The organism is Protofrankia sp. CiP1_Cm_nod2 (genome assembly GCF_920664355.1).
Taxonomy (GTDB): domain Bacteria; phylum Actinomycetota; class Actinomycetes; order Frankiales; family Frankiaceae; genus Protofrankia.
This window is the reverse complement of record NZ_CAKKTL010000058.1, coordinates 4,395-15,494: the sequence shown is the minus strand read 5'-3', so window position 1 is coordinate 15,494 and position 11,100 is coordinate 4,395. Positions and strand designations below refer to the sequence as shown.

8 protein-coding genes are annotated in these 11,100 nt (G+C 72.9%); 7 read left to right on the top strand and 1 reads right to left on the bottom strand.

Translation table 11 applies throughout. From position 1 onward, the window contains the following. The first annotated feature begins 224 nt into the window (after positions 1 to 224). Complete coding sequence (locus tag NBW84_RS08865) at positions 225 to 2,240, top strand: SpoIIE family protein phosphatase (RefSeq protein ID WP_250283511.1); 2,016 nt, start codon at positions 225 to 227, stop codon at positions 2,238 to 2,240. A 154-nt stretch (positions 2,241 to 2,394) separates the two neighbouring features. On the opposite strand, the gene NBW84_RS08860 is transcribed toward NBW84_RS08865, so the two are convergent. Beyond that, the gene (locus NBW84_RS08860; RefSeq protein ID WP_250283510.1) at positions 2,395 to 2,910 is read right to left on the bottom strand and encodes an HNH endonuclease; all 516 of its coding nucleotides are present in this window, start codon (positions 2,908 to 2,910) and stop codon (positions 2,395 to 2,397) included. Positions 2,911 to 3,227: 317 nt separating this feature from the next. On the opposite strand from NBW84_RS08860, the gene NBW84_RS08855 reads away from it, so the two are divergent. From NBW84_RS08855 to NBW84_RS08830, 6 genes are all read left to right on the top strand, one after another. Further along, on the top strand, positions 3,228 to 4,517 hold the full coding sequence (locus tag NBW84_RS08855; RefSeq protein WP_250283508.1) for a mechanosensitive ion channel family protein: 1,290 nt from the start codon (positions 3,228 to 3,230) through the stop codon (positions 4,515 to 4,517). 214 nt (positions 4,518 to 4,731) lie between these two features. After that, positions 4,732 to 5,475: a response regulator transcription factor gene (locus NBW84_RS08850; protein ID WP_250283507.1), complete on the top strand. Its 744-nt coding sequence runs from the start codon at positions 4,732 to 4,734 to the stop codon at positions 5,473 to 5,475. A 45-nt stretch (positions 5,476 to 5,520) separates the two neighbouring features. Continuing rightward, complete coding sequence (locus NBW84_RS08845) at positions 5,521 to 7,191, top strand: ATP-binding protein (RefSeq protein WP_250283505.1); 1,671 nt, start codon at positions 5,521 to 5,523, stop codon at positions 7,189 to 7,191. Then, positions 7,181 to 9,661, top strand: coding sequence for a 4-alpha-glucanotransferase (gene malQ / locus NBW84_RS08840; protein WP_250283503.1), 2,481 nt, complete (start codon positions 7,181 to 7,183; stop codon positions 9,659 to 9,661). The genes NBW84_RS08845 and malQ overlap by 11 nt, the downstream gene beginning before the upstream one ends. 220 nt (positions 9,662 to 9,881) lie before the next feature. After that, positions 9,882 to 10,250, top strand: a complete 369-nt coding sequence (locus NBW84_RS08835; protein WP_250283502.1) for a hypothetical protein — start codon at positions 9,882 to 9,884, stop codon at positions 10,248 to 10,250. Continuing rightward, positions 10,237 to 10,653 carry a DUF5130 family protein gene (locus tag NBW84_RS08830; RefSeq protein ID WP_250283500.1) on the top strand — a complete coding sequence of 139 codons (417 nt, stop codon included), beginning with the start codon at positions 10,237 to 10,239 and terminating at the stop codon, positions 10,651 to 10,653. The genes NBW84_RS08835 and NBW84_RS08830 overlap by 14 nt, the downstream gene beginning before the upstream one ends. Positions 10,654 to 11,100: the final 447 nt, after the last annotated feature.

The following is an 11,100-nucleotide window of genomic DNA, read 5'->3' as shown; positions in this document are numbered from 1 at the left end:
AAACCTTGTCGAACGTCGTCGGATCCTTCCGGCGATCGTAGGGATGGCTTCCGGACGCGGGATATCGAATGATCGAACCGCCTTCGGCCGGGTGTTGAGGAGCCTGTCGCCAGGCGACGGTATCCGATAACCGAACTAGACTTCGCCAGGTGGAGGAGGTGACGGCACGTTATCAACTGACTTCAAAAGGTGTGCGAAATCCGTTCATGCTTGTCCGGCAGGCTGTGCATGACCGAACCGGACGCCTCGGTGGCGCTCTGAGCGGCCGTACGCTCAGCGGCAGGTCCGTCGCCAACGCCGGTGGCGACGGCGGTGGCGCCGGTGTCAGCGGTGGCGCCGGTGTCAGCGGTGTCGGTGGGGGCAGCGTGGCCGGCCGTGGTCCGGCCGCCCGCGGCGCGGCCGGTGCCGACAACGCGGCAGGCCGGCTCGCGGCCGTCCTGGCCGGGCTCGGGCGGGGGGCCTGGCCGCTGCGCCAGATCCTGGGCCGTCCCCACGAACGGGTCCCCGGCCGGCTCGAGCTGGAACATCTGAGTTTTCTGTCGGACGCCGGGCTGGTGCTGTCGAGCTCTCTCGACCCACAGCGGATCATCGATATGATCGCGGCGCTGGCGGTACCGCGGCTCGGTGACGGCGCCATCGTGTTCCTCCGGGACGACGAGCGGGCACGCCTCGGCACGATCGTGCACCGCGACAGCCGGACCGCCGGCTTCCTGCGCGACTTCCTCCCCTCCCGGCTGCCGACGCTGGACAGCGAGGACGGGCCCGGTCTCGTCCTGCGGACCGGCCAGACCTGGTACATGCCATACCTGACCGACGAGCTGATGGCGCGGATGTCCCCGGCGGGGGTGGCGGACATGCCCTTCCCCGACTTCCTGAAGGGGCCGACCATCACCGTCCCGATGCCGGGGCAGGGCCGGGTGCTCGGCGCTGTCACCCTGCTGCGCCGCTCGGGGGGGTACAGCCCCGTCGACATCAGCCTTGCCGAGCACCTGGCCCGGCGGGGAGCGGCCGCGCTCGACAACGCGCAGCTCTACAGCGTCGAGCAGGAGTCCGCGCTCGCCCTGCAGCGCTCGCTCCTGCCGGAGAACCCGCCGGCGCTGCGCGGGGTGGAGATCGCGATGGAGTACCGTCCCGGAACGGCCGGGACGGAGGCCGGCGGCGACCTGTACGACGTGATCGCGCTGCCCGGCGGCCGGGTCGGGATCGCGATCGGGGACGTGATGGGACGCGGCCTGCACGCCGCCGCGGTGATGGGGCAGCTGCGGGCGGCGCTGCGGGCGTACGCGCTGGAGGACTGGCCGCCGGCCGAGCTGCTCACCAGGCTCGACCGGGTGGTGGACTCGCTGCCCGGGCTGCACCTGACGACCTGCATGTACATCGTCTACGACCCGGCGGCCCGGCGGGCCACCGTGTCCAACGCCGGGCATCTGCCACCGCTGCTGGTCATGCCCGACGAGGAGCCGGACTACCTGGTCCTCGACCCGGGCCTGCCGCTCGGCGTCGGCGGCACCGGGATGTTCTCGGAGACGTCGCTGGAACTTCCGCCCGGCTCCGGCATCGTGCTGTACACCGACGGGCTCGTCGAGTCGCGCCGGCGCCCGCTCGAGGACGGCATGGACCGGCTGCGCCGCGGGCTGGCCAAGGCGATGGAGAACGCGACGGAGTGCGCGGTGGGGGGCGCGGCGGCGGGGGACGCCGGGGCGTCTCCCATAGGGGTGTCCTCGGCCGGCTCCGCGCGGACGCTGCTGCACCGGTGCCTGGCCGCATCCGGGGTGGCCGTGCAGACCGACGACGACACGGCGCTGCTGGTGATGACCACCTATCCGTCCCGGCCGGCGCTGGTGGACGTGGCGTTGCCGGCCGAGCCCGAATCGGCTGTCCGCGCCCGTTCGGTGGTCGGGCGGGTCCTCACCGGGCGGCGTCTCGCCGCTGTCGCGGACGACGCCCTGCTGCTTGTCAGCGAGGTGGTGACGAACGCGGTGCTGCACGCCCGCAGCGATCTGGTGTTACGCGTCCATCAGGAGGGGGACCGGCTACGGGTCAGCGTCGATGATCGGGAGGGGACCCGGATGCCTCGCCGCCGGACATCGGGTGACGACAGGGAGTCGGGATGGGGCCTGATGATTGTCGATGTGATCGCGCGTGGGTGGGGTGTGGAAACCACCGGTGACGGCAAGCGGGTGTGGTTCGATCTGGCGATCCCGGCGAGCGGCGATGCCAACGGGGCACCGCCACCTTGACGGGACACCGTCGCCCCGGTGGGACACCGTCGCCCCGGTGGGACACCGTCACCTTTGAACACGGTCGCCTCTGTGGGACGGCGTCGTCCTGACGGGACGCTGCCGCCCCGGGAGGACGCCTCACCCGGCGGGGCCGGCCGTCCGCCCGGGGGGATCAGGCGGATGCGGCCTCGTCGCCGTCGGAGCTGAGATAGCGCGACCAGCGCGGATCCATCCGACGGCTGCCCAGGATGCGCCAAGCGGCTCCGCTCGGCGCCCGAGGGGCCGTGCGAAGCCGCCAACCGAGATCGGCAACTGCCCGGTCGGCTTTCAGATGATTGCAGCGGCCGCAGGCCGCCACCACGTTCTCCCATACATGTGCGCCCCCGCGGGAGCGGGGGATGACGTGATCAAGCGATGTCGCCGGCGCACCGCAGTAGACGCAACGGTGATGATCCCGAGCCAGCACCCCTTTGCGGGTGAGGGGGACCTGCGAGCGGTAAGGTACACGGACGAAGCGGGCCAGCCGCACGACGACCGGCACCTCGACCGCGTACGTGGCCGAATGGAGAACTTTGTCCCCGGGCTCGACCATGACTGCTTTCTCGGTGAGCACGAGCACCAGCGCACGCCTCTGTGAGACCACGCATAATGGTTCATACGTGGCATTGAGAACCAGCGCCTCTGTCACGCGCCGACCTCCTCGCCCTACCGGATGGCGGCCGTCACGAGCTAGCCACCGGTGACACTGAGACAGTCAACCGCCTTCGAGCCCCGAACGCGAGTGGGTTCGCGATTGTCGTCGGGTAATCATTGACACACCGCGCAGCTCGGCTCGCGTTTCACAAGCTCAGTGTGACAGATCGTCGTCGCCACGTCATAACCGGGGGCCAGCCCCCTCGTCCAGCGGCTGGCGGCCACCGGTAAGACTGGATGCGGCCGGATCCCCGGGGGACGTCCATCGGAACATTCGACAACCGATCACGTGTGAGGAGCTGACTGAAGGCCGTGGCCAACTCCCCGTCCCTGCTTGCCCAGTCGTTCGGGTCGTTACTGCCCTCGGCGGCCCAGGCGTCGAGCGCGGCGCCGTCGCCCGCCGCGTCCGTGAGCGCGCCCGTACCGGTGCCGACCGACATCCCGCTGGCGCCCAGCCTGGAGCAGCTCAGGGACGCGCTGCAGAACGCCTGCGGAGACCGGCCCGGGGTGCTGTGCCGGACGGTCTACGACGTCACCCACAGCCAGTACCTCGCCGGTGGCGCCAACGTCTTCGTCGGCACCCCGCTGAAGATCGTGCTGATCCTGGTGGCGGCCTTCCTCATCCGGTCGCTGCTGCACCGGTTCATCATCCGGACGACCCGCCGGGCCTCCAACGGAGGCTCGGGAGGACTGCTGCGCTCCGGGCGCACGGTGCTGCTGGGCGCCTTCGGGGATCCCGCCGTGCTGCTGGAACGGCGCCGGCAGCGCGCGGAGACGGTCGGATCGCTGCTGCGCAGCATCACGTCCATCATCGTCTTCGGGATCGCCTTCGTGACGGTCCTCGGTGAGCTGGACATCAACCTCGCGCCGATCGTGGCCAGCGCCGGGATCGTCGGTGTCGCGGTCGGCTTCGGCGCGCAGAACCTCGTCCGGGACTTCCTGGCCGGCATGTTCATGCTGCTGGAGGACCAGTACGGGGTGGGCGACGTGATCGACGTGGGGCCGGTCAGCGGGAACGTCGAGGCGGTCAGTCTGCGTGTCACCCGCCTGCGCGACGTCGAGGGCACCGTCTGGTATGTGCGCAACGGCGAGATCGCCCGGGTGGGGAACAAAGGCCAGCAGTGGGCACGGACAGTGCTCGACGTGCCGCTCGACTACGACACCGACGTGGCCACGGCCAAGCGGATCCTCAAGCGGACGGCGGACAAGCTCTGGACGGATCCGCGGTTCGCCGCCGCCATCCTCGAAGAACCCGAGGTGTGGGGGATGGAGACGATGACCGCGGACGGCTACACCCTGCGCGTCATCGTCAAGACCCAGCCGCTGAAGCAGTGGGAGATCGCCCGCGCCCTGCGGGAGCGCTTCCGCGCGGCGCTGGACGCCGAGGGCATCGCGCTCGGCAGCGTCCAGCGCAGCGAGGTCGTCATGGTCGATGACGATGACGAGGAGGAGAAGAGGCCAGGCGCCGACGGCGAGGAGGACGGCGGCTCCGACCCGCGGGCGGCGGCCAACGCGACCGACAGCGGGCCCATCGCGGAGCTGCCCCGGCCCGCGCGCTCACCGGTCGGCCGGTCGTCCGGCCGCACCTCCGGCTCGCACTGAACCGGGTCCCGGCCCGATCCGGCTTTTCCTCTGCGTGCGCCCCGGCCCGGTGGGCTTTCCAGGCGATGCCAGCCCCGTCCGTGCCGTCGCTGGCCAGCCGGGACGTCGGCGATGTGCCGGGGTAGCTGAACCGCTGATAAGGATCACGGTAGGCGAAGCTGAGAGTTGCTCGCGGTGGCTCCCGCCGCGGTGCGGGCCGGGCAGACTGTGTGATGTGCGTGTACTGGTGGTCGACGACGAGCCGGCGGTCCGGGAGTCCCTCGAACGGTCGCTGCGATTTGAAGGCTACGAGGTCAGTTCCGCCCGGGACGGCGCCGAGGCGCTGGACGCCGTCACCCGCGACCGGCCGGACATCGTCGTGCTCGACGTGATGATGCCGCGGGTGGACGGCCTGGAGGCCTGCCGGCGGCTGCGGGCCCGCGGTGACGACCTGCCCGTCCTCATGCTCACCGCCCGTGACGGGCTTGCCGACCGGGTGAGCGGCCTGGACGTCGGGGCCGACGACTACCTGGTCAAGCCGTTCGCGTTGGAGGAGCTGTTCGCCCGGCTGCGTGCCCTCACCCGCCGGGCGTCGCTGTCGGCCCGGGCGGCCAGCGCCGCCGCGGTGGCCGCCGGCGGGTCCGCGGACTCCGTCGCCGCCGGCCCGGGGCGGCCGTCGGTGCTGACGTTCTCCGGCGTCCGGCTCGACCCGAGCAGCCGGCAGGTCACCCGCGGCGATCGCGATCTTACCCTCACCAAGACCGAGTTCGACCTGCTCGAGCTCTTCCTGGCCCACCAGCGCCAGGTGCTGTCACGTTCGACGATCATGGAGAGGGTGTGGGGCTACGACTTCGGTCCGTCCTCGAACTCCCTTGAGGTGTTCGTCAGCTATCTGCGCCGCAAGCTGGAGGCCGGTGGTGAGCCCCGGCTGCTGCACACGGTCCGTGGGGTCGGCTACGTCCTGCGGGAGACGGCATGACCGGCGGTGTGACGGCATGACCGGCGGTGTGACGGCGCGGTCGGGATGAGTGCCAGGCCCGGCCCGGACACCACCGGATGGCAGCCGGGGACGCCGGTGGAGACGGCCGGAGGCGGCGGTCCCGGACGCGCCGTCGCCGCGGGCGGAACATCCTGGCGGCGGCGCTTCGCGCATAGCCATCTGTCGCTGCGTAACCGGATGGTGCTGCTGATCGGCGTCGCGGTGGCCGCCGTCGTGGCCGTGGTCGCGGGCGTGGCGCTCGCCTCGACCGGGATCGTGCTCAACAGCTCCATCGACGACCAGCTCACCGAGCAGGCCCAGGCGGCGGCCCGGACGGTCATGCCGAGCATGCCGCCGGGCGCCCGCGGCCCGCGGTGGCTGACCGGATCCAACTTCGGCCTGCCGGCCCAGATCATCCTCGCGGACGGCAGCACGGCCACCTGGGCAGGCCAGTCGGTGACACTGCCGGTGAACGACGCCGACCTCGCCGTGGCCGAGGGGGTGACGGACAAGCAGGTGCGTACCGTCACCGTGGATGGCGCGCGGTACCGGGTGGCGACCGTCCCGCTGCTGTTCGTCCCCGGCCGCGCACCGGGCGCGATCCAGCTGGCCCGGCCCATGGCCGACGTCGACGAGACGCTGCGCACCCTCGGGCTGATCCTGCTGGGAGTGGGTGTGGCCGGGGTGGCCGGGGCGGTGCTGCTGGGCAGGCTGATCTCGCGGGCGTCCCTCAAGCCGGTGAACGCCGCCGCCGCCGCCGCCGAGGAGGTGGCCCGCACCCAGGACCTGTCCGCGTTGATACCGGTCACTGGCAGTGATGAAATCGCCCGGCTGGCCAGCAGCCTCAACAGCATGCTGCGCGCGCTGGAGGCCTCCCGGGCCCGTCAGCGCGAGCTTGTCGACGACGCCAGCCACGAGCTGCGCACCCCGCTGACCAGTCTGCGCACCAACATCGAGCTGCTGTTGCGGGCCGAGGCCAACCCGCGGCGCGCGCTGCCCGCGAACGACCGGGACGCGCTGCTGCGCGACGTCGACGCCCAGATCCGGGAGCTCAGCGGGCTGGTCAGCGAGCTGGTCGAGCTGGCCCGCGACGAAGCTCCCCCCGAGGACGTGGAGCGCGCCGACCTGACCGAGATCGTTCATGCCGCGGCGGAGCGGGTACGCCGGCGGGCCAAGGCGAAGAACGTCCACATCGTGGTGACCGCGGCCTCGTCCCCCGTCGACGGGCGGCCGCACATGCTGGAACGGGCGGTGACGAACCTGCTCGACAACGCGGTGAAGTTCTCCCCTCCGCAGGGTGAGGTGTTGGTGGCCGTCGGGAACGGCGAGGTCGTCGTCACCGACCAGGGCCCGGGGATCGCGCCGGAGGACCGCCCGCGGGTCTTCGACCGGTTCTACCGCGCCACGTCCGCGCGCGGGCTGCCCGGCTCCGGGCTGGGCCTGGCCATCGTCGCCGATGCCGCGGCCATGCACGGCGGGAGCGTGCGGGCCGAGGAGGGCCCCGGCGGGGGCGCGCGCCTGCGGCTGTCCCTGCCGGTCCCCGAGGACGTGCTGTGGTCGGCGCCGTTCGACGCGGGCAGCGGGCTGTTCGACGCGGGCAGTGGCGCGGGCCCGCCCGGCGGTTGGGATGCGATCAGCTCGGCGGGGCCGTCCGGGTTCGCCCGAGCGTCCGACCGCGGGCCCCGGCGGGCGAGAGGATTCGGCCGTGGCCTCTGACGACAGCGACACCGGCACCGACGGCGACACCGGCACCGACACCAGCGCCGACAACGGCACCGGCTCCGACGCCCCTGCCGGGAACGGCACCGTCGGGGGGACCGGCGCAGGCAGCGGCACGGGCGCCGGCGGCGGTACCAGGAGCGGTGCCGCTGAGCAGGCTGTGGGGAATGGCCGTGCCGCCCGGGCCGGTGGCATCGACCCGTCGCTGGCGGAGCTGGCGGACGTGTACGGCGTCGCCACCCGTTACATCGACGCCGACGACCAGGAGGTCACCGTCGACCCGCGGGTCGTGCGGGCGGTGCTCGGCCTGCTCGACGTCGACACGGCGGACCCGGCCGCCGCCCTGGCCGCGGCTCGTGACGCGCCGTGGCGGCGTCCGCTGCCGGCCTGCGTGATCGTACGGCGGTCCGCGCCCACGCCGGTGATCGTGCGGGTGCCCGCCGGCACGGTCCCCGTCGCAGAACTGGAGCTTGCGGACGGTGGGCGCCGTGACCTCACCGGATGGGGTGAGACCGTCGGGCAACGGCTGGTCGACGGGCAGGAACTCCTCGGCGTCCCGTTGGAGCTGCCCGCGGGCCTGCCACTGGGTGATCATGTGCTGCGGCTGCGGGCCGGTGCCGTCGTGGCCACGGCAGAGCTCGTCGTCGTGCCGGACGCGGTACCCGGCCCGGCCGGGGCCGTTCCCGGCCGCGCCTGGGGATGGATGATCCAGCTGTACGCGCTGCGGTCGGCCGGCTCGTGGGGGATGGGCGACTACGCCGACCTCGCCGGCCTCGCGGCCTGGTCCGGCGGCGAGGAGGGCGGGCGTGCCGACGTGCTGCTGGTCAACCCGCTGCACGCGGCCGCCCCGACGTTCCCCGTCGAGCCGTCCCCGTATTTTCCGGCGAGCCGGCGTTTCGCCTCCCCGCTGTACCTGCGTCCGCAGGACCTGCCCGAATACGCCCGGGCGGACGCCGCCACCCGGGCCCGGGTCGACCAGCTCGCCACCATCGCCCGCGCCGGGGCCGCCACCCCACCGTCGGCGGACGGGCCGCGGGACGGCGGCCTCACGGATGCCGGGCCGCGGGAAGGTGGCCTCGCGGATGCCGGGCCGGGGCGGGACGAAGCGGGGGAGGCCGGGTCTGGCGTGGACCGCGTCGGCCTGCTGGACCGGGACGCGGTGTGGCAGGCCAAGCTCGCCGGCCTGGAACTGCTGTTCCGCGTCTCCCGGCCCGGGCCGGCGGACGAGCCGGCGGACGAGCCGGCGGCGGGGCACGACGGCCTCACCGACTTCGCGACCTGGTGCGCTCTTGCCGAGCGGCACGGCCCGGACTGGCGGCACTGGCCGGCGCACCTGCGCGACCCGCGTGGCCCCGCCGTCGCCGCCGCCCGCGCCGAGCTGCGGGAACGGGTCGCCTTCCACCGCTGGCTGCAGCACGCCTGCGACGCCGCGCTCGCGGCCGCGCAGCGGGCCGCCCGCGACGCCGGGATGACCGTCGGTATCGTGCACGACCTCGCGGTCGGCGTGGATCCCGGTGGCGCGGACGCGTGGGCGCTGCGGGACGTCTTCGCCGTCGGCGCGACCGTGGGCGCGCCCCCGGACGGGTTCAACCAGCAGGGCCAGGACTGGGCGCTGCCGCCATGGCGGCCCGACCGGCTGGCGGAGACCGGCTACGCGCCGTTCCGGCAGATGGTCGCCGCCGTGCTCCGCCGGGGCGGTGGCATCCGGGTCGACCACATCCTCGGCCTGTTCCGGCTGTGGTGGATCCCGGCCGGGAACTCCGCGGCGCGGGGCACCTACGTCCGCTACGACGCCGATGCCATGCTCGGGCTGCTCGCGCTCGAGGCGGCCCGGGCCGGTGCGCTTGTCGTCGGCGAGGACCTCGGCACGGTCGAGTCCTCGGTCGCGGCGAGGCTGGCCCGCGCCGGGGTGCTCGGGTCGACCGTCGCCTGGTTCGAACGCGACGCCGACGGTGAGCCGCTGCCGCCGCGACGCTGGCGGGAACCGGCGATGGCGAGCATCACCACCCACGACCTGCCCACCGTCGCCGGCTACCTCACCGGCGCGCACGTGCGGGTACGGGCCCGCCGTGGCCTGCTGCGTCACTCCCCAGACGCCGAGCTGCGGGCATGGCGGCAGGAGCGGGACGCGCTGATCGCCCTGCTGCGGGCCGAGGGCCTGCTGACCGCGCAGCTTACCGCTACGGACGATCTTGACCCGTTGGTGCTGCGTGAGGCCGTTTTCGCCCTGCACGGCCTGCTTGTCCGCTCGCCGGCACGGATCGTGCTCGCGGCCCCGGGCGACGCCCTGGGCGACCTGCGGCAACCGAACCTGCCCGGCACCGTGGACACGTACCCGAACTGGCGGCTGCCGGTGACCGACGCCGACGGCCGGCCCGTCACCGTGGAGCGGCTGCGGGCCGACCCGCGGGTGCACCGCCTGGCCGGGCTGCTCGCCCAGGTGCGGGAACAGGCCCGACAGGTGTGACAGGTGTGACAGCGGCCGAGGCCGGCGACGACCAGAGGTGACAGCGGTCGATAACGACAGAAGGTGATATACTTTGCTACGTTGCGTCACGATCGGGCCGTGGCTGGGCCGTGGCTGGGCCGTGGCTGGGCCGTGGCTGGGCCGGGCCGCCGCGACGGGGTGTGCCGCCGGGACGCGGTTTCAGGCGACCATGGGCCAATCACCCGGTAACCTTCGCAACGTGACTCGTCGACGTCCTCGGCTGACCACCACCCGCCGCGTACTCACCGTCGTGACGCTGGCTCTTCTCACGCTTCCCGCGATGTGCGGCGCCGCCCTGGCGCAGGACATCGGGGACCGGTACAGTCCCGATCCGCTCACGCCGCTGGAGGCCTGGGCTGTCTACGGTGGGACGATCATCGGTGGGTTCCTGGTCGCGATCGGGCTCACGCTGCTGTCGAGCCGGGGCAGCGGCCCGTCCCGCTACCGGCCGGGGCGCTCCTGGAACCATGACGAGGTCTGGGTCGGGGATCCGCCCGCGGCCGCCGCCGAAGGCGAGCACCCGCGCGTGGCCTCACCCGGCGCGGGCGGTGCCAGTGGCACCTGGTGAGCCCTTCACCTGGGAGCAGCGCGACCGGCTCGAACGGGCGCGGGCGGCGGCGCAGGCCCGCACCGGCATCCGGTTCGCCGTCCGGGTCGGAGCCGTCGACGACGACCCGGAGCTGTTCGCCGAACGGCTGCTGGCCAACCTGGCGGCACGCCCGGGCGACCCGGCCGTCGTCATCCTGGTCTCTCCCGGTCAACGGTTCGTCCACATCAAGACGACGAGAGGGGCCAGGCGGCGTGTCACCGACCAGGCCGCCGGGCTCGCCGTCCTGACGATGACCTCCAGTTTCGCCCTCGGCGACATCGTCAACGGGATCATCAACGGCCTGCGCCAGCTGGCCGACGCCGCCGGCCCCCAGCCGTCCGGGTCCCCCGGCGGGCCGAGCAGGGTCTTAGCCTCGCTCTGAGGTGGGCGGGCTGGGGGCCGTTGCCCCGCGGTCTCCCGGACAGCCGGAGAACGCGCGGTCATGTTTTCCGCGCGCGGTGGGCGGCCGCGTCCGCCCGGGCCTCACCGGTCCCGCCGTACCTGTTCGTTATTCCTGGTTCCGTGTCGGTCAGTATTCACCTCGGCCAGTATTCACCTCGGCCATCGTCTCCAGGTGATATCTCCGACAAGGCGCCCGGAGGCGCCGGGCGGCAGCACCGCCCAGGAATTCCGGCAATGCCACCAGGGCGCCCGCGCGGTGGCGGGGCACGCGTCGGCTGACACGACACTAGTGCGGCCCGGCCGCTGCCGCCGCCTTCCTTCCATTTTTTTCTGTCTTGTTTTCGGACGGTTTCCTGATGTTCATCGCCGTGATCCTCCTGCGTCCAGCGATTCCACCCTAGTGTTACCGACGGCCCGGACAACCCCG